17 protein-coding genes are annotated in these 17,723 nt (G+C 71.1%); 6 read left to right on the top strand and 11 right to left on the bottom strand.

Features of this window, described 5'->3' with window-relative positions; all coding sequences use genetic code 11:
* Window positions 1-122: 122 nt before the first annotated feature.
* Window positions 123-1,508: a PE-PPE domain-containing protein gene (locus TTY48_RS16635; protein WP_220658769.1), complete on the top strand. Its 1,386-nt coding sequence runs from the start codon at window positions 123-125 to the stop codon at window positions 1,506-1,508.
* On the opposite strand, the gene TTY48_RS16640 is transcribed toward TTY48_RS16635, so the two are convergent.
* Window positions 1,505-2,662, bottom strand: a complete 1,158-nt coding sequence (locus tag TTY48_RS16640) for an iron-containing alcohol dehydrogenase (RefSeq protein WP_220658770.1) — start codon at window positions 2,660-2,662, stop codon at window positions 1,505-1,507. The two genes, TTY48_RS16635 and TTY48_RS16640, sit on opposite strands and share 4 nt — an antisense overlap.
* A gap of 27 nt (window positions 2,663-2,689) precedes the next feature.
* Between TTY48_RS16640 and TTY48_RS16645 the strand changes: the two genes are divergently transcribed.
* Both TTY48_RS16645 and TTY48_RS16650 read left to right on the top strand, forming a co-directional pair.
* On the top strand, window positions 2,690-3,430 hold the full coding sequence (locus tag TTY48_RS16645) for a VIT family protein (RefSeq protein ID WP_220658771.1): 741 nt from the start codon (window positions 2,690-2,692) through the stop codon (window positions 3,428-3,430).
* A 19-nt stretch (window positions 3,431-3,449) separates the two neighbouring features.
* Window positions 3,450-3,968 carry a gamma carbonic anhydrase family protein gene (locus TTY48_RS16650; RefSeq protein ID WP_220658772.1) on the top strand — a complete coding sequence of 173 codons (519 nt, stop codon included), beginning with the start codon at window positions 3,450-3,452 and terminating at the stop codon, window positions 3,966-3,968.
* Between the two features lie 4 nt (window positions 3,969-3,972).
* Here the strand turns inward: TTY48_RS16650 and TTY48_RS16655 are convergent, their stop codons facing one another.
* Window positions 3,973-4,458 carry a DUF2231 domain-containing protein gene (locus TTY48_RS16655; RefSeq protein WP_220658773.1) on the bottom strand — a complete coding sequence of 162 codons (486 nt, stop codon included), beginning with the start codon at window positions 4,456-4,458 and terminating at the stop codon, window positions 3,973-3,975.
* Window positions 4,459-4,484: 26 nt separating this feature from the next.
* Here TTY48_RS16655 and TTY48_RS16660 point away from each other — a divergent pair, with 26 nt between their 5' ends.
* Window positions 4,485-4,967, top strand: a complete 483-nt coding sequence (locus TTY48_RS16660) for a ubiquinol-cytochrome c reductase iron-sulfur subunit (RefSeq protein WP_220658774.1) — start codon at window positions 4,485-4,487, stop codon at window positions 4,965-4,967.
* Window positions 4,968-5,088: 121 nt separating this feature from the next.
* Complete coding sequence (locus TTY48_RS16665) at window positions 5,089-6,573, top strand: NAD(P)/FAD-dependent oxidoreductase (protein WP_220658775.1); 1,485 nt, start codon at window positions 5,089-5,091, stop codon at window positions 6,571-6,573.
* Window positions 6,574-6,640: 67 nt separating this feature from the next.
* On the opposite strand, the gene TTY48_RS16670 is transcribed toward TTY48_RS16665, so the two are convergent.
* The 4 genes from TTY48_RS16670 to TTY48_RS16685 all read right to left on the bottom strand — a co-directional run bounded on the left by TTY48_RS16670 (window position 6,641) and on the right by TTY48_RS16685 (window position 9,121).
* Complete coding sequence (locus TTY48_RS16670; RefSeq protein ID WP_220658776.1) at window positions 6,641-7,255, bottom strand: L,D-transpeptidase; 615 nt, start codon at window positions 7,253-7,255, stop codon at window positions 6,641-6,643.
* A 73-nt stretch (window positions 7,256-7,328) separates the two neighbouring features.
* A complete protein-coding gene (locus TTY48_RS16675) occupies window positions 7,329-7,916 on the bottom strand; it encodes a CPBP family intramembrane glutamic endopeptidase (RefSeq protein ID WP_220658777.1) in 588 nt (195 codons plus the stop codon).
* Window positions 7,913-8,758 carry a hypothetical protein gene (locus TTY48_RS16680; protein ID WP_220658778.1) on the bottom strand — a complete coding sequence of 282 codons (846 nt, stop codon included), beginning with the start codon at window positions 8,756-8,758 and terminating at the stop codon, window positions 7,913-7,915. Before TTY48_RS16680 ends, TTY48_RS16675 begins: the two co-directional genes overlap by 4 nt.
* A gap of 27 nt (window positions 8,759-8,785) precedes the next feature.
* Window positions 8,786-9,121 carry a hypothetical protein gene (locus tag TTY48_RS16685; RefSeq protein WP_220658779.1) on the bottom strand — a complete coding sequence of 112 codons (336 nt, stop codon included), beginning with the start codon at window positions 9,119-9,121 and terminating at the stop codon, window positions 8,786-8,788.
* 61 nt (window positions 9,122-9,182) lie between these two features.
* Between TTY48_RS16685 and TTY48_RS16690 the strand changes: the two genes are divergently transcribed.
* The gene (locus tag TTY48_RS16690) at window positions 9,183-9,518 is read left to right on the top strand and encodes an RNA polymerase-binding protein RbpA (RefSeq protein WP_220658780.1); all 336 of its coding nucleotides are present in this window, start codon (window positions 9,183-9,185) and stop codon (window positions 9,516-9,518) included.
* Between the two features lie 104 nt (window positions 9,519-9,622).
* Here the strand turns inward: TTY48_RS16690 and TTY48_RS16695 are convergent, their stop codons facing one another.
* From TTY48_RS16695 to cobN, 5 genes are read right to left on the bottom strand one after another with little or no spacing between them, the layout of a single operon-like run.
* Window positions 9,623-10,384 (bottom strand): polyprenol monophosphomannose synthase, encoded by a 762-nt coding sequence (locus TTY48_RS16695; RefSeq protein WP_220658781.1) that lies wholly within the window; start codon window positions 10,382-10,384, stop codon window positions 9,623-9,625.
* Window positions 10,381-11,964, bottom strand: a complete 1,584-nt coding sequence (gene lnt / locus TTY48_RS16700) for an apolipoprotein N-acyltransferase (protein ID WP_220658782.1) — start codon at window positions 11,962-11,964, stop codon at window positions 10,381-10,383. The genes TTY48_RS16695 and lnt overlap by 4 nt, the downstream gene beginning before the upstream one ends.
* Complete coding sequence (locus tag TTY48_RS16705; protein WP_220658783.1) at window positions 11,961-13,523, bottom strand: amidohydrolase; 1,563 nt, start codon at window positions 13,521-13,523, stop codon at window positions 11,961-11,963. Before TTY48_RS16705 ends, lnt begins: the two co-directional genes overlap by 4 nt.
* A gap of 19 nt (window positions 13,524-13,542) precedes the next feature.
* Window positions 13,543-14,088, bottom strand: a complete 546-nt coding sequence (locus TTY48_RS16710; protein WP_220658784.1) for an FxsA family protein — start codon at window positions 14,086-14,088, stop codon at window positions 13,543-13,545.
* A 39-nt stretch (window positions 14,089-14,127) separates the two neighbouring features.
* On the bottom strand, window positions 14,128-17,700 hold the full coding sequence (gene cobN, locus TTY48_RS16715; protein WP_220658785.1) for a cobaltochelatase subunit CobN: 3,573 nt from the start codon (window positions 17,698-17,700) through the stop codon (window positions 14,128-14,130).
* Window positions 17,701-17,723 lie beyond the last annotated feature (23 nt).

Genomic DNA, 17,723 nt, shown 5'->3' on the forward strand with positions numbered 1-17,723 from the left:
GCACAGTAGCGAGAACGTGTTCTTGTGAATGATTGATTCCGGCAACATTACGTCGTTCGCCTGCGCATAATCGTCGGGTTGTGGGAGTGACTCCCGCTCCTTCCTTACGAAAGAGAACCCGCATGACGTCCCGCCACCGGCGTCCCACCTCCAGCGCATCCCTCGCGGCCGTCGGCACCGGTCTCGTCGGAGCCTTCCTCCTGGCCACCCCTACCTCCGGTTTCCTCGCCCAGGCCCTCGCCAAGACGATCGTCGTGGTCGGCGGGGCGAACGACCCCACCGGCCAGGACCAGTGGAAGCGCATCGGGCGCGACCACACCGGAGCCCCGCCGGTCTTGGTCCCCTACTCCGCCCAGTTCGGCATCGGCTGGCCAGGTTTCGCGCTCAGCCCGGATCGCACGACCACGTACGCGCAATCCGTCGACGAGGGCGCGGACGCGACCGTCAAGGCGGTGGCCGACGCCGCCGCGTCCGACGATGAGGTGGTCGTCTACACGATCTCCCAGGGCTCGGACGTCGTCGGTCTCGCCGTGATCCGGTACGGCAAGGACCATCCCGCGCCTACGGGAGGAGGGACGCCCAAGCTCACTTTCGTGGAGCAGGGCGGCCCCAGCTTCATCCGCACGGGCATGTGGAACGTGATCCCCGCCGGGATTCCCGGCCTGCACAACGGGCCCATCCGCAACGACGGTGCCTCGGGCGCGAGCGTCGTGGGAATCTGCATCCGCGGCGACATCGCCTGCGGCGTGGGCAATCCGATCTCAACGGTGTTCTACGCCTTCCCCGGTTTCATGCTGCACGGCACCGGCTACACGTCGGAGTACATCGGCCGGTACTCCCCCGTGGACGGCGGCGAGCCCTACACACCGGGCTCGAAGGGCGAGGTGCCGGTGAAGGTCGAACAGGTGCACCGCGACGGCCGCACCGTGATCGAATCCACGTACGCCGACGGTTCGACCAAGCGCACCTGGGTCGAGGACAATGCCACCTGGGTGGTGATCGATACCGGTGAGAACCCGTGGATGCGGCTGCTGCGTGCGAACGGAACACCGATTCCCAGAGAGTTCGACCGCCTCCTCAACACCCTCATCCCGATCGCCGAACCCGGCGCCCGCAATCCCTTCCTCCTCCCCGAATCCCCCTCGCCCACGAGAGCCGATTCCCCGTCGAAGCCCGACACCGCCGGCCGCCACAGCATTGACCGGCCCGGCACCGTCTCCGTTGCCGAGCTCATGACGAAAGCCGGCGCCGAGGCCGAGACACCCACTGCGGTGACGGCACAGCCGTCCCCCGCCTCGGGCGCCCACGAGACGGCGCCCGAACCGCCCGGACCAGCGAACGCGCCGACTTCGTCCGATCCGGAGGACGGGGTGCCGGAACCGTCGGGCCCCGACCCGGACTCGGCGCCCACTCCCGTCTCCGCGCCCGCCCCGGACAGCACCGCCGTCGCAACGTCGGACGCACCGACCGGGTCCGAGGCCGCCGCCCCCGACGTGGCAGCGGCCTAGCCGTACACCTCGTCGTAGAGCGCGACGATCTGCTCGGCGTCGGGCACCCGCGGATTGTTGCCCGGGGAGCCCGACGCCAGCGCCTGCTGCGCCATCAACGGCGCGAGCTCGTCCCACCGCGAGTGCTCGATCCCGTAGTCGCGCGGCGTCGGGACCTCCAGGTCCGAGCACAGCTCGTCGATCGCCACCACCAGCGCCTGCGCCAGCGCCGCATCGGACCCGCCGGACAGGCCGTAGGCGCGTGCGCAATCGGCGTACCGTGCGGGCGCCGCCTCCACCGAGAACCGCATCACCGCCGGCAGCAGCATCGCATTCGACAGGCCGTGCGCCACATGGAAATGCGCCCCGATCGGCCGACTCATCCCGTGCACGAGCGCCACCGAACTGTTGGAGAAGGCCACGCCCGCCTGGGTGGCCGCCAGCATCATCGCCGCTCGCGCGTCGCGATCGCCGCCATCGGCGTATACCGGCCGGATGTTCCGCGCGATGGAACTGATCGCGGTGAGGGCGAAGCCGTCGGCGAAGGGATTCGCCTTGCGACTCACGTAGGCCTCGATCGCATGAGTCAGGGCGTCCACACCCGTATCGGCCGTGAGGCGGGCCGGCATCGACAGTGTCAGCTCGTAATCCACCACCGCCGCGACCGGAAGGAAGGCCGGCCCCGGGCACAGCATCTTCTCGTCGCTCGCGCTGTCGGTGATGATGCTGAACTGGGTAGCCTCGCTGCCGCTCCCCGCGGTGGTCGGGATCGCGATCACGGGCAGGGCGGGCCCCGCAGTCACCGTGGGCGCCTTGTAATCCCGCATCGTTCCCCCGCCGACGGCGAGCACCGCGAGCGCCTTTGCGGTGTCGAGCGGGCTGCCGCCGCCGAGCCCGATCACGCTGTCCGCTTCGTGGGCGCGCACGGCCTCCACGCCAGGTCCCAGCGAATCCGTGGTGGGATCGGGCACCGTGCCGTCGAAGACCGCGGTGGCGCAGCCCGCGCCTTCGAGCGCCGCCACCACCCGCGCCGCGGTGCCCTGCGCGACGAGGAAGGCGTCCGTCACCACCAGCGGGCGCGCGAAACCGAGATCCCGCACCAGGCGCCCCACCTCGGCGGCGGCACCTCCCCCGACCACGAGCCGACGCGGAAGTCCGATCTGTGCTGCCGTCATGCCCCGAACCTACCTAGACTCACGACCATGACAGAGGGGATCGGCGGGGATCGCGACACCGCACCGGAGGACTTCCACTACGAACCGCACCACGACGCCGTCGGCGGCCGCCTCAACTGGCTGCGCGCGGGCGTCCTCGGCGCGAACGACGGACTCATCTCGACGGCCGGCATCGTGATCGGCGTGGCCGCGGCCACGGGCGACTCCTCGGCGATCCTCACCGCCGGCATCGCCGGACTCGTGGCCGGCGCCGTGTCGATGGCCCTGGGCGAGTACGTCTCGGTGAGCACCCAGCGCGACAGTGAGAAGGCGCTGATCGCCAAGGAGCGGACCGAACTCACCGAGGAACCCGACGCCGAGTTCGCCGAACTCGAGGCGCTCTACATCGATAAGGGGCTCACGCCGGAGACGGCGAAACAGGTCGCGATCGAACTCACCGCCCACGATCCCCTGCAGGCCCACCTCGACGCCGAACTCGGCATCGACGAGCAGACACTCACCAGCCCCATCGCCGCCGCCGTCTCCTCCGCCATCTCCTTCAGCGTCGGAGCGGCCATCCCGATCCTCGCCTCGCTCATCGAACCCAACCGGATTCTGTGGATCGTGCTATCGGTGGTGATCGGCCTCGGACTCACCGGCTACACCTCCGCGGTGCTCGGCGGATCGGATCCCAAGCGCGCCACCGCCCGCGTCGTGGTGGGCGGGCTGGTGGCCATGGCCATCACCTACGCCGTCGGTAAGCTGCTCGGCACCACCGGCATCGCCTAGACCGGTCGCAGGAGGACGCATGATCGCACGGTTCGGACAGATGACGCCCCGCGTGGCCGAGACCGCCTGGGTCGCGGACAACGCCACCGTGATCGGCGACGTGGACCTCGGCGACGGTGTCGGCGTCTTCTACGGCGCGGTGATCCGCGGCGACATGGCGACCATCGCCGTCGGAGCGCACAGCAACGTCCAGGACGGTGTGGTGCTCCACGCTGATCCGGGCGTCCCGCTCACCGTCGGCGAGCGCGTCTCGATCGGCCACAACGCCGTGCTGCACGGCTGCACCGTGGGCGACGACGTGCTGGTCGGCATGGGCGCCACGGTGCTCAACGGCGCCGTGATCGGCGCGGGCAGCCTGATCGCCGCGAACGCCCTCGTGCCGCAGGGCATGGAGATCCCGCCCGGCTCGATGGTGGCCGGGGTCCCCGCCAAGGTGCGGCGCGAGTTGAGCGATGCCGAACGCGCCGGCGTGAGCGCGAACGCCTCGGTCTACGTCGAGCTCACCCGCGCACACGCGAGCCAGACCGGACCCGCCTGACGGGTCAGATCCCCGACCACACCATCGTCGCCCCGGAATGACCGGCGGCGACCACACCCACGATGACGGCAGCGGCCGCCGCCGTCGCGAGCACGCCGAGCACGACGGTCCCGGCCCGCCCGGACAGCACGGCCGCGCCCGGAACCCGGCCGCGGACCGTCGGACTCGACCCGGCCCACACCGCGATCCCGAGCACCAGGACCGCGAGCGACCAGTAGAACGTGGCATTGCCCTGGGTCTCGTGGGCCGCGATCTGCTCGCGCATCCGCGCCATCGCCGGACGCTGTTCGAGGCGCTCGCCGGACTGCGTCGCCACGAAGCAGGCCAGCGCCGCGACCAGGGCGAGCACGGGAGTGCCGATCGCCAGCCGGGCGCGCGCCGCCGGCCACCAAGCCGCGGCGACGACGAACAGCGCGGCGATCGGGGTGAGCACCACCGCGCCGTGCACGAACAGGGGATGCGACGGAATTCCGGCGATCTCGGTGAGCACGGTCCAATGCTGGCAGAGTGGGACCCGTGACGCAGACGACTCAGCCAGTCCCAGTCCACGAATCGCCGCTGCTCTGCCCCAGCCGCCGCGCCGTCCTGGCCGCCCTGCCCGGTATCGCGCTGGTTCCCGTCCTCGCCGCCTGCGGCGGCAACTCCGGATCCGGTGCCGGGACCGCGGGCGAGACGACCGCCGCCCGGCCCGGTGAGTCCGGGCCCGGTGGCAGCGCGAAGGTCCCCGCGGCCCAAGTCCCCGTGGGAAGCGCGGTGGTGATCGCCGGTGTCACCCCGTACGTCGTGGCGCAGCCCTCCGCCGGGAAGTACGTGGCCTTCAACGCCGCCTGCACGCACAAGGGCACCACCGTGGCCGCGTCCGACGGGCTCGCGCTGGAATGTCCGGCGCACGGCAGCACCTTCGACGGGGCCACCGGCGCCGCCATCAAGGGGCCCGCGACGGAGGCTCTCGCCGCGATCGCCGTCCGGCTCGACGGGGACACGCTCGTCGTCGGCTGACGGGGGCGGGAGATTCTGGACCCCGCCGAACTGCGGATGTACCATTGGCGCCAGTTATTGAATCGGTCTCAGTAAGCAGCCCCGTGGCTTGCCGGGACCGCCAGCGACCGAGGAGTCTTTCGTGGCCAACCCCGAGGCTATCTACACGGACGTGCTGATCGTGGGTGCCGGCCTGGCCGGCATCGACACCGCCTACCGCGTATCCAGCACCGTCCCGCAGCTCAGCTACACCGTCCTGGAGCAGCGCTCCGAGATGGGTGGCACCTGGGACCTGTTCAAGTACCCCGGCATCCGGTCGGACTCGGACATCTTCTCCCTGAGCTACCCCTTCCTCCCCTGGAAGGGCACCAACCGCCTCGCGAGCGGCCCGGAGATCAAGGCCTACATCGAGGAGGCCGCCGCCAAGTTCGGGATCGACCGCAACATCCGGTTCAACACCAAGGTCGGCACCGTCGACTTCGACTCCGCGACCGACCTGTGGACCGTGACCGCCGAGCGTGACGGTGAGCCCGTCGTGTACACCGCGCGCTTCCTCGCGGCCTGCACCGGCTACTACAACTACGACGCCGGTTACGAGCCGCCCTTCCCCGGCATCGACGACTTCCAGGGCCAGGTGGTGCACCCGCAGCACTGGCCCGAGGATCTCGACTACCGGGGCAAGAAGGTGGTGGTGATCGGCTCCGGCGCCACCGCCATCACGCTGATCCCGTCGATGGCCGACGACGTCGAGCACATCACCATGCTGCAGCGCTCCCCCACGTACGTGCTGCCGGTGCCGAACGCGGACCCGCTCACGCTGTTCGGCGCCAAGGTGCTGCCGCCCCGCGTGGCCCACGGCCTCACTCGCAACATCAACGCCGTGATCAACGTGGGCCAGTACGTGCTGGCCCGCTCGTTCCCCAAGACCTCGCGCAAGTTCCTGCGCAAGCTGAACCAGAGCATGCTGCCCGAGGGCTACGACGTGGACACCCACTTCAAGCCCAAGTACGAGCCCTGGGACCAGCGCCTGTGCGTGGTTCCCAACGGCGACCTGTTCAAGACGATCAAGGACGGCAAGGCCGAGGTCGTCACCGACACCATCGACCGGTTCACCGAGAAGGGCATCCTGCTCAACTCGGGCCGCGAGCTCGAAGCCGACATCGTGATCACCGCGACCGGCCTGCAGCTGCTCGCCTTCGGCGGCGTCGACGTGCAGGTGGACGGCGCCCCCGTCAAGCCGAACGACCGCTTCGCCTACCAGGGGTACATGCTGGAGGGCGTCCCGAACTTCGCCTTCATCATCGGCTACACGAACAACTCGTGGACGCTCCGCGCCGATATCTCGGCCCGCGGCATCGCCCGCCTCCTGAGCTACATGACCACCAAGGGCTACACCCACGTGGAGCCCTCGGTCGGCACGCAGGTGCTCACCGAGCACCCCGCGCTCGACCTCACCTCCGGGTACGTGCAGCGCTCCCCCGACGCGATGCCCAAGGCCGCCACGGAGCAGCCGTGGATGATCCGGCACAACTTCGTGCTCGACTCGATCGACTTCGCCCGCTCGCAGGTCGACGCGCCCGAGCTGACCTTCGGTACCGTCGCCCCGGCGCAGAACGCCGGCGTCTGACGACACCCGCAACGCGAAGAACCCGCCCCGGCATCATGCCGGGGCGGGTTCTTCGTCTACAGGGTTGCTACGAGCCGGGGGTGTACTTACCGCCCACGGTGCCGCGCACCACGATCGGGGTGCCGATCGGGAAGTTGTCGTAGATGTACTTCCCGTTCTCCGTGCTCACGTTCAGGCAGCCGTGGCTCACGTTCGAGACACCCTGCTGGTTCACCGACCACGGCGCGGCGTGGACGAAGATGCCGCTCCAGGACATGCGGGTGGCGTACTCGACGTACGTGCGGTAGCCCTCCGGGGAGTTGACCGGCACGCCGTACGTGGACGAATCCATGTACATGTCGCGCTTCTTCTCCATGGTGTAGTACGTGCCGTTCGGCGTGGGGTGCTTATCGCTGCCCATCGACGTGGGCATCGTCTTCACGACCTCACCGTTGCGCCAGATGGTGATCTGCTTCGTCGCATCGTCCGCGAGCGCGACCCATCCCGTCTTGGTGGCGACCGGGGGCGCCTCCTGCGTGGGCGCGGGGCCATCGGTGGGCGTGGGCGTGGGCGGCGTGGTCGGGGCCGCCGCGGCGATCCCGACGGTGGCCGTGGCCGCGACGAGCGCGGCCGCCGCACTCGCACCGAGACGGGCGAACCCGCGGCGAGTGAGAGCGGTGGCGCCGGTATGGCGGTCAGTCATCGTCATTCCTCCTGGGCGGTATCAAGCCTTGCGCACAATCCTACGTGTCGGTACCGACAAACCTCGAAAACACTTAACCCGAGCTGAGAACAGCACCGGCGCCGTTCAGTGCCCAATGCGCCGCCATCGCGGGCCACAACCTGCGGGTTCGCCGTACCAGAGCGTCGAAGGCCGCCCCCGCGAACGAGGTGACGGCGATTGTCGGAAGTACAGGGTCGCCGGCAGCCTGAGCGGCACCCACATGCCACAGCCCGAAAGTCAGGGCACCCGCGACCGACCCCGCAGGACGTCCCAGAGCGGCCTCCCAGCGCGGCGTGAGCGAACCCCGGAAGAGCACCTCCTCCGGCAGCACCGTGCCCAACGGGATGTCCAGCAGCACCCACCGCGGCAGCGGCGGCGGATCCTCGCGATCCACCGAGCGTGCGCCGATGAGGCCGGCGACCGCGAGCGCGGCCCCCGCTCCGACACCGAGCGGAGCCGGAACCCGGGCCCGCGCCAGCAGAGCATCCGCAGCGCAGAACGCGGCGGTCGCTGCGGACCGGCCCGCACGGCCCAGGCCGAACTCGTGCGTCAGCCGCGGAAGCGCCGCGTTCGACCAGGCCACCGCGGCGCCCGAGGCCAGTGCCGCACCACCGAGCGCGCCGCGATCCGGGCGGCTCATTGCATCGAGACCCAGGTACCGACCGTGCGGTTCAGGCTCGCGGAGAACGACAGATCGGGGGCGCCGTACCGTGCGGGATCGCGCGATTCGTCCTCCTGCAGTGCGTAACTCACGCCGCGCAGCCGGACGAAGTTCACGTGCGTGCCCGTCATCATGTCCACCACGCCCTGCACCGCGGAGCAGTCCACGGCCACATCGGCATCGGAGCAGGTGACCAGGTTGTGCTTGCGCTTGTCCAGGTACTTGGTCTGCGCATCGGTCATCGCCAGGGTGTTCTGGTAGATGTCCGGAGCGTTCGGCAGCGGGTTCGCCACCACCGGCTCGATCAGGGCGATCGGCCGCGGCGGACGCTGCGCCTGCCCGGCACCGAGGGCGATCACCAGCGGTGCGGCAGGGCCGTGCCCGACGGCGAGCAATCGTGCATCGTCGACCTTCGAGGTCTCGGCGAGCGCCGTGAGCGCGCGCCCGGCCCGGTCGAGGGCCTGCGCGTAGTCGGGATTGCCGGCGAGCGCACCGTCGTACCGCAGGCTGGCCACGCCCTGATGGGCCAGCATCACCGCGATCTGCTTGGTGGCCACCTGGCCGCCGCGGTCGTCGTCGCCGAGCACCAGCGCGGCCCGCAGCCGATCCGGAGCCGATCGCGGCGCGGTGTAGGTGGCCGCGACCGCGCTCCCCGGAACCTGCACCGTGGACTCCGCCCAATCGGCGGGGATCGCGGCCGGTGCCGGCGGCGGCGGCGCGACCGAGGTCACCTGCGGAGTCGGGTCGTTCGACGAACACGCGGAGACGGCGAGCACGAGGGCCGCGATCAGGGCGCCGAGCCGAAGGCGGGCGGGCGTCATCGAAAAATCTCTCCTCGGGTCGGGCGATCAGCGCAAACGTTCGGCGGCGCGCGCGGTCTCCACCAGACGGTCCGCGAGCTCGGACAGTTCGTCGAGGGTGGCGCCCTCGGCGACGGCGGTCTGCACGTCTTCCGCCGCGCACCGTACCTCGAACATACGCTCCGCCACCGCCTCGGCCTCGGCCGCCGTCAGCACCACCGAATCGGCGGGCAGCGACGAGCCGTCCAGCGCGGCGCGGGCCTCGTAGGCGCGCTGGCGGCAGGAACGGCGGCAGTACTTCCGGGTGCGGCCGGGGCCCTCGGAGACCACCTCACGGCCGCACCACGCGCACGCGGCGGACCGGCGTCGTCGAGCGGTGGTCATGGCCGCTCATCCTAGCCGGTAGACTGGGAATGTTCGGCGTACGGCGATCGTTGGGAGAAGCATGGCAGATCGAGTTCTACGGGGCAGCCGCCTGGGTGCGGTGAGCTATGAGACGGATCGGGACCACGACCTCGCTCCGCGGCGGATCGCGCGATACCGCACCGACAACGGTGAAGAGTTCGACGTACCGTTCGCGGACGACGCGGAGATCCCCGGTACCTGGCTGTGCAAGAACGGCCTGGAGGGCACGCTGATCGACGGCGTGGTGCCCGAGGAGAAGAAGGTCAAGCCCCCGCGTACCCACTGGGACATGCTGCTCGAGCGGCGGTCCGAGGGCGAGCTGGAGGAGCTGCTCAAGGAGCGGCTCGACCTGCTCAAGGCGCGTCGCGGCAAGTGACCTGAGAAACCACGAGAAAGGGCCCCGGAGAAATCCGGGGCCCTTCTTCGTGCGCGCGACGCCGCCCGCTCAGCGGGCGGCGGCCCCGCGCAGCGGCCGAAGACTCAGCGGCCGAGGCGGCGCTGCACCTTGCGCTTGCGGGCCTGGAACCCCCACTTCGGGACCAGGGTGGCCGCCTCCTTGAAGATGGAGCCGCTCATCTTGGAATCGCCGATGGTCCGCTCGGTGAAGGTGATGGGCACCTCGACCACGGTGTATCCGGCCTGCACGGCGCGCCAGGTGAGGTCGATCTGGAAGCTGTAGCCGAGCGATTCGACACTGTCGAGGCCGAGTCCCTCGAGCGTCTCGCGGCGGAAGGCCTTGTAGCCACCCGTGATGTCCCGGATCCGCGTGCCCAGCATGATCTGGCTGTAGACGTTGCCGCCGCGGGAGATGATCTGTCGCGACAGCGGCCAGTTCACGGTCTTGCCGCCGGGCACGTAGCGCGAGCCGATCACCAGATCGGCGCCCGCGTCGATCGCGTCCAGGTGCCGGTACAGCTGCTCCGGGGCGTGCGAGCCGTCGGCGTCCATCTCGACCACCACGCGGTAGTCACGATCGAGCGCCCACTTGAAACCGGCGATGTACGCGCCGCCGAGGCCGTTCTTCTCCGAGCGGTGCAGCACGTGCACGCGGGGATCGGCGGCAGCCATCTCGTCGGCCTTCTCCCCCGTCCCGTCCGGGCTGCTGTCGTCGACCACGAGGACGTCGACGTCCGGCTGGGCGCGGTGCAGGCGACCCACGATGAGCGGCAGGTTCTCCAGCTCGTTGTAGGTGGGGATGATCACCAGCGTCTTCGACGAGGGAGACGACGGCTGCTCGGTCATGTGGTTCCTTGGTCTGCTGTGGGCCGGTCTGCTGTGGAGTGGTCCGATGCGGGCTGGGTGAAACGCCATCCATCCTGCCTTATGGCGATGGCGATCCCGCACAGGGTGAGCACCAACAGTGCGATGTTCCCCCACTCGCCCAGTCGGGCGGCCGGGGTGCGGCCCTCGCGCAGGGCGATGGTCTCCACCAGATGGTCGGCGGTCCAGATACGGGTGTTCTGCGCGATCGTGCCGTCGGGACGCACGAAGGCGCTCACTCCGGTGGTCGCGGCCACCATCACATCGCGATCGAGTTCGACGGCCCGGACCTGCGACATGCCCAGCTGTTGCCAGGTCATGCCCGTGCGCCCGAAGGTGGCGTTGTTGGTGGGCACCGTGAGCAGCTGCGCCCCGTTCGCCACGGACATCCGCAACGAGCGGTCGAAGGCCACCTCGTAGCAGGTCGCGACGCCGAGCGGCAGCGGCGGACCGTCGCCGCGGCGGGGATGCACCACCCCGTCGCCGGTGCCGGGGGTGAAGTTGTTGGCCATGTCGACGTAGCTGGAGAACAGGCGGAAGAAGTCGCGCATCGGCATGGTCTCGCCGAAGGGCTGCAGGATGGCCTTGTCGTGCCGCTCCACCGGGCCCTCGGCGGTCATCAGGATCATGCTGTTGTAGTAGCGGCCGGTGTCGTCGTAGTGCACGCTGCCCACCAGGATCGGCGCCCCCACCTCCGCCGCGGCGGCGCGCATCCGGGCATCCACCGAGGGATCACGCTCCGGGGAGACGTCCGAGGAGTTCTCGGGCCACACCACCACGTCCGGTTGCGGTTGCCGCCCGGCGCGGATCTCCGCGGCCAGCCGCCGCGTCTCCTCCAGGTGATTGGTGAGCACGGCCTCGCGCTGGGTGGCCACGTCCCAGCGCTGCTCGGGTACGTTGCCCTGGATCGCGGCCACCGTCACCGTGCGTCCGGGCGACGGTGCGCCCACCGTCGGCCAGGCCGCGGCCGCCCCGGCCACCACGATCAGTGCCGCGGCGGCGGGCACGGCGTAGCCACGGGCCGCGCCCCGGCGCCACGCGGTGAGTGCGGCCGCCGCGAGGGCGGTGCCGAGCAGGGCCACCGCGAAGGAGAGGCCGGGTGCGCCCACGAACCGGGCCAGCGAGACCAGGGGTGAGTCGCCCTGGCTGAACGCGAGCCGGCCCCAGGGGAAGCCGCCGAACGGGAAGGAGGACCGCGCCCACTCGGCGACGGTGAAGGCCGCGGCCACCCAGACCGGGGCGCCCGGCACGCGGGTCAGGCGCGCCGCGAGCACGCCGAAGGCCCCGTAGAAGATCGAGCAGGCGATCGCGAGTCCGATCCACGGGAGCGCGCCGACCATGCTGTCGATCCACTTCAGGAGCGGGACGAACTGCCCGAGCCCGGCGAGCAGGCCGTAGCCGAAGCCGGCGCGCGGCCGCGTCCGGTCCGGCAGCGCGAGCACGGCGTACAGCACGCCGATGCCGATCGGGGCGAGCCACCACAGGCCGGTGGGTGGGAACGCGAAGTAGAGGGCGAGGCCCGCGGCGAGGCTCGCGAGCGATCGCGCCAGCACGGCGGTCACGCCGCGAACACCGTCCGTCCGTCGATCACCGTGCGCAGGCAGCGCGGCAGGCGGGCTCCCGGCGCCAGATCGGGCAGCGGGGCCACGCCCGCGCGCGGATCGGTGGACCAGCGCTGCACCGCGTCCGACGGTGCCCGCACCACCAGTTCGTCGGCGTCCCACACGGCGAACGATGCGGGCGCGCCGGGAACGAGGGTGCCGGCGATGCCGTCGCGCACTCCCCCGGCCCGCCAGGCCCCGCGGGTCGCTGCGGCGAAGGCGGCGCGGGGCGAGATGGCGCTGCCGGGCGTGTGGTGCTGGGTGGCGGCGCGCAGTGTGGCCCACGGGTCCAGCGGTGTGACCGGGGAATCCGACGACAGCGCGAGCGGCACCGCGTTGCGGGCCAACAGCGCGAAATCGTTGAGGGTAGCGGCGCGCTCGGCGCCCAGGCGCATCGCGTACATGCCCTCGGTGCCGCCCCAGAAGGCGTCGAACAGGGGCTGCATCGAGGCGATGACGCCCCAGTCCCCCAGTCGCTTCGCCTGATCGGCGGTCACCATCTCGGCGTGTTCGATGCGATGCGCGCAGGAGGCCACCCGCGGGCCGCCGAACCGCTCGACGGCGGCGGCGAAGCCGGCCACGATCCGGGCCGTCGCGGCGTCGCCGATGGCGTGGAAGCCGGCCTGGATTCCGGCCTCGGTGCACGCCAGGATGTGGTTCGTCACGGTCTCGTCGTCGAGGTAGGAGACGCCGTGGGTGTCGGCGTCGGCGTAGGGCTCGAGCAGCAGGGCGGTGTGGCTGCCGAGCGAGCCGTCCACGAACAGGTCGCCGGCCAGCCCGTCGGCGCGGGTGCGGGCCAGCAGGGCGCGGGCGTGCTCGGCGTCCCGGGCGGGTTCCCCCCAGTACCGGCGCACGTGGACCGGATGATCGAGACCCGCGAGGAGCGCGAAATCCCGCTCGCCGGCGATGTCCGGGCCCGAGTTCTCGTGCACGGCGACGATGCCCGCGCGGGCCGCCGCGTCGAGGGCGGCGGTCTGTGCCGCGGTGATCTGGACATCGGTGAGCGCGGCGATCGCGGCCGCGCGGACGGCGTGGTGCGCGGCGGCGGTCAGCGGACCGTCGGGCGAGTAGCCGGCCAGCTCGGCGAGGTCGGGCACCAGGGCGCGGAGGGCGGTGCTGGCCTGTGCGGAGTGTTCATCGATGCGCGCGGCGTAGATGATGCGGTCCCCGGGCAGGTCGGTGCGCAGCAGCGGGGTGTCCCACGCGGTGTCGTCCCAGCCGCGTGCCAGGACCGCGCCGCCGAGCGTGCCCTGCAGCGTGGCGACCACGGCGTCCCTGGGCCCGGACAGGTCGAGTCCGGTGAGCGCCAGTCCTGTGGCGGTGAGGTGCACGTGGGTGTCGACGAAGCCGGGGGCGACGAAGGCGCCGTCGAGTTCGGTGACCCGGGCATCCGGATGCAGGGCCCGCGCCGCCTGATCCTCACCGATCCAGCTGATGAGGCCGTTCTCCACGGCGATCGCGGTGGCCGTGGTGGAGGCGGGTGTGTAGATGCGCCCGCCGACGAGGAGTTCCGTGCTCACCCCTAGAGTCTGCCAAGCGCTACGCCGGCGGCAGCTCCCGGTATCCGGGACGGGGACCGGCGGACGATCCGGCGTCCACCACGACACCGTCCACGGTGCCGTCGGCGGCGCCCTGCGTGGCGTGGTCGTCGACCGAGCCGTCGACCACGGTGCCGAAGCCGCGCGGTTGCCCGGCGAGCACGGTCACCAGGCCGGACTCCTCGACGAAGTGCGCGATGCGCTTGGCGCCCACGTACGCGGCCACCGGGCGGATCACGGCGCGGACCGGCTTGACCAGCAGCACCAGGCCGAGCGCGGTGCTCACCACGCCGGGCACGGCGAGCAGGAACACCGACGCGGCGAGCAGCGCCGTGTCCATCAGGGCGGGCCCCGCGGACTTGCGCCCGTCGAGGGCCGCACCGAGGTCGCGCAGCACGCCCGCGGCGGTGCGCCGCAGCATGAGGACGCCGATGGCGGTCGCGGCGATCACGGTGAGCAGTGCCCAGCCGAACCCGAGCCACGCGACGAGGCCCGCGAACGCCGCGATCTCCACGACGAAGTAGGTCAGGAACGCAAAGAGCTTCATGCCCTGTACAACGGGCGAACCGGGCGAATGGTTCCCGCGTCAGCGGTCCTCGAGATCGCCCTCGGTGTCGAGGTACACCTGCTGCAGGTCGGCGAGGAGCTGCGGATCGGGCTCCTTCCACAGCTCGCGTTGCGAGGCCTCCAGCAGCCGCTCGGCGATGCCGTGCAGCGCCCACGGGTTCGACTCCTCCATGAACTTCCGGTTCTCGGGGTCGAGCACGTAGTTCTGCGTGAGCGTCTCGTACATCCAGTCGGCCATCACGCCGGCGGTGGCGTCGAAACCGAAGAGGTAGTCGACGGTGGCCGCCATCTCGAAGGCGCCCTTGTAACCGTGCCGGCGCATGGCCGCCATCCAGCGCGGATTCACCACCCGGGCGCGGAAGACGCGGGTGGTCTCCTCGTTCAGGGTCCGGGTGCGCACGCTGTCCGGGCGGGTGGAATCGCCGACGTAGGCCTCCGGGTCGGAGCCGGTCAGATGACGCACCGTGGCCACCATGCCGCCGTGGTACTGGAAGTAGTCGTCGGAATCGGCGATGTCGTGCTCGCGGGTGTCGATGTTCTTCGCCGCCACGGCGATCCGCCGGTACGCCGACCGCATGTCGTCGGCGGCCGGTGCACCGTCGAGCCCGCGACCGTACGCGTAACCGCCCCACGCGGTGTACACCTCGGCGAGGTCGGCGTCGGTGCGCCAGTTCTTCGAGTCGATCAGCTGCAGCAGTCCGGCGCCGTAGGTGCCGGGCTTGGAGCCGAAGACGCGGGTGGTGGCCCGACGGGGATCGCCGTGCTCGGCCAGCGCGGCGCGGGTGTGGGCGGCCACGTAGTTCTGTTCGTCGGACTCGTCGAGCTGTGCGACCAGCTGGACCGCATCGTCGAGCATCGCCACGACGTGCGGGAAGGCGTCGCGGAAGAAGCCGGAGATGCGCACGGTGACGTCGATGCGGGGGCGGCCCAGCTCCTCCAGGCCGATCACCTCGAGGCCGGACACCCGGCGGGACTGCTCGTCCCACACAGGGGTCACGCCGACCAGTGCCAGCACCTCGGCGATGTCGTCGCCCGCGGTGCGCATGGCGGAGGTTCCCCACACCGACAGGCCCACCGACTTCGGGTACTCGCCGTGCTCGCCGAGGTACCGCGCGATCAGGGACTCCGCGAGTTCCTGCCCGGTGGCCCAGGCCAGCCGCGAGGGCACCGCCTTCGGGTCGACGGAGTAGAAGTTGCGGCCCGTGGGCAGCACGTTCACCAGTCCGCGCAGCGGCGAGCCCGACGGTCCGGCGGGGACGAAACCGCCGTCCAGTGCCCGCAGCACGTGATCGATCTCGTCGCCGGTGCGGCGCAGCCGCGGCACCATCTCGGTAGCCGCGAACTCCAGCACCTTCGTCACGGCCGGATCGTCGCTGATCGCGGCCACCGCGGCCGGATCCCAGTCGGTAGCCGCGGCCGCGAACACCAGCTCGCGGGCGCGGGCCTCGAATTCATCGGTCTGCGCCTTCGAGGCGGACCCGTCCTCGTCCATGCCCAGGGCCTCGCGCAGGCCGGGTGTGTGCACCGCGCCGGCCCACATCTGCTTGGCGCGCAGCATGGCCAGCACCAGATCGGACTCCGCATCCCCCGATGGTGCCGCGCCCAGGATGTGCAGGCCGTCGCGGATCTGGACGTCCTTGATCTCGCAGAGCCAGCCGTCGACGTGCAGGATCATGTCGTCGAAGGAATCCTCGTCGGGCTGATCGGTGAGCCCCAGGTCGTGGTCGAGCTTCGCGGCCTGCAGCAGGGTCCAGATCTGCTGCCGGATCATCGGCAGCTTCGCCGGGTCGAGGCTGGCGACGTTGGCGTACTCGTCGAGGTGCTGCTCCAAGCGCGCGATGTCGCCGTAGCTCTCGGCGCGGGCCATCGGCGGGATCAGGTGATCGACCAGCACCGCGTGCGCGCGACGCTTCGCCTGCGTGCCCTCGCCGGGGTCGTTGACCAGGAACGGGTAGATCAGCGGGAGATCGCCGAGAGCGGCGTCGGTGCCGCAGTCGGCCGACATGCCGAGCGTCTTCCCCGGCAGCCACTCCAGGTTGCCGTGTTTGCCGAGGTGCACCACGGCGTCGGCGCCGAAGCCGCCGTCGGCCTCGGCCGCCGCGAGCCAGCGGTAGCTGGCCAGGTAGTGGTGGCTCGGCGGTAGGTCGGGATCGTGATAGATGGCCACGGGGTTCTCGCCGAAGCCGCGCGGCGGCTGCACCATGACCACGAGGTTGCCGAATCGCAGGGCGGCGATGGCGATCTCGTCCGCGGCGGTGGTGAACAGCGAGCCGGGCGCCTCGCCCCAGTGTTCGGTGACGGAGTCGCGCAGGCCCTGCGGGAGCGTGGCGAACCACTGTCGGTAGGTGTCCGCGGGCACCGTGATCTCGGTGGCCTCGAGGCGCTCGTCGGAGAGCCAGTCGGGGTCCTGTCCGCCGCGGGCGATGAGAGCGTGGATGAAGGCATCGGAATCGTCGGCGGCCAATCCGGGGATCGCCTCGGCCGGGCCGAAGTCGTAGCCCGCGTCGAGGAGCCGGCGGAGCAACTCCAGCGCGGACTTCGGCGTGTCCAGGCCGACGGCGTTGCCGATGCGGGCGTGTTTGGTGGGGTACGCCGAGAGCAACAGCGCGATCCGCTTATCGGGGTTCGGAACCGACCGCAGCCGCGCGTGTCGCAGCGCGAGCCCGGCCACGCGATCCGCGCGCTCGGCGTCCGGGACGTACGCGGGCAGGCCGTCGTCGCCGATCTCCTTGAACGAGAAGGGCACGGTGATGATGCGGCCGTCGAACTCCGGGATCGCGACCTGTGTCGCCACGTCCAGCGGGCTCAGCCCGTCGTCGCTGCCCTGCCACTGTTCGCGCGAGGTGGTCAGCGCCAGCGCCTGCAGGATCGGGATGTTCAGTGCGGCCAGGCGGCCCACGTCCCAGGACTCGTCGTCGCCGCCCGCCGCGGCGCCCGCGGCGTTCACCCCGCCGGCCGCGAGCACGGTGACCACGAGTGTGTCGAGGGTGGCGAGCTCGGCGAAGAGCGCATCGTCGGCGGCGCGCAGCGAGGCGCAGAAGATCGGGACGGCCGTGCCGCCCTGCGCTTCGATGGCCGCGGCGAGCGCGTCGATGTAGGCGGTGTTCCCGGCCAGGTGCTGGGCCCGGTAGTAGAGGATCCCGATCCGGGGACCGGTGCCCGCGGGCCGCTCGACGACACCCCACTGCGGCGCGGCGACCGGCGGTGCGAAGCCCTTGCCGGTCAGCAGGATGGTGTCGGACAGGAAGTCGTGCAGCTGCGCCAGGTTCTCGGGGCCGCCCTCGGCGAGGTAGGCGTGCGCCTGGGTGGCGACGCCGGCCGCCACGGTCGAGGCCTCCATCAGATCGGCGTCCGGTGCCTGCTCCCCCGAGACCACGACGACGGGCTTGCCGCTCGCCGCCAGCGCGTCGAGCCCCGCCTCCCAGTAGCGGCGTCCGCCGAGGATGCGCACCACCACGATGTCGGCACCGTCCAGCAGTGCGGGCAGGTCCAGGTCCACGCTGATCCGGGCCGGGTTGGCCCAACGGTACGGCGCGCCACTGGCCTTCGCGCTGAGCAGATCGGTGTCGGAGGTCGAGAGCAGGAGGATCACATAGGCGACCCTATCCTGCTGTC

Origin of the sequence: Tsukamurella sp. TY48 (assembly GCF_019656655.1) — a bacterium.
In the GTDB taxonomy this organism is placed as follows: Bacteria; Actinomycetota; Actinomycetes; order Mycobacteriales; family Mycobacteriaceae; genus Tsukamurella; species Tsukamurella strandjordii.

What these genes read in the sequence shown, in the direction of transcription:
- TTY48_RS16675 (WP_220658777.1), bottom strand. Translation starts at nt 7,916, where the DNA reads ATGAGCCGCCCGGATCGCGGCGCGCTCGGTGGTGCGGCACTGGCCTCG.
- TTY48_RS16680 (WP_220658778.1), bottom strand. Translation starts at nt 8,758, where the DNA reads ATGACGCCCGCCCGCCTTCGGCTCGGCGCCCTGATCGCGGCCCTCGTG.
- TTY48_RS16645 (WP_220658771.1), top strand. Translation starts at nt 2,690, where the DNA reads ATGACAGAGGGGATCGGCGGGGATCGCGACACCGCACCGGAGGACTTC.
- TTY48_RS16710 (WP_220658784.1), bottom strand. Translation starts at nt 14,088, where the DNA reads ATGAAGCTCTTTGCGTTCCTGACCTACTTCGTCGTGGAGATCGCGGCG.
- TTY48_RS16635 (WP_220658769.1), top strand. Translation starts at nt 123, where the DNA reads ATGACGTCCCGCCACCGGCGTCCCACCTCCAGCGCATCCCTCGCGGCC.
- TTY48_RS16695 (WP_220658781.1), bottom strand. Translation starts at nt 10,384, where the DNA reads ATGACCGAGCAGCCGTCGTCTCCCTCGTCGAAGACGCTGGTGATCATC.
- TTY48_RS16685 (WP_220658779.1), bottom strand. Translation starts at nt 9,121, where the DNA reads ATGACCACCGCTCGACGACGCCGGTCCGCCGCGTGCGCGTGGTGCGGC.
- TTY48_RS16640 (WP_220658770.1), bottom strand. Translation starts at nt 2,662, where the DNA reads ATGACGGCAGCACAGATCGGACTTCCGCGTCGGCTCGTGGTCGGGGGA.
- TTY48_RS16690 (WP_220658780.1), top strand. Translation starts at nt 9,183, where the DNA reads ATGGCAGATCGAGTTCTACGGGGCAGCCGCCTGGGTGCGGTGAGCTAT.
- TTY48_RS16670 (WP_220658776.1), bottom strand. Translation starts at nt 7,255, where the DNA reads ATGACTGACCGCCATACCGGCGCCACCGCTCTCACTCGCCGCGGGTTC.
- TTY48_RS16650 (WP_220658772.1), top strand. Translation starts at nt 3,450, where the DNA reads ATGATCGCACGGTTCGGACAGATGACGCCCCGCGTGGCCGAGACCGCC.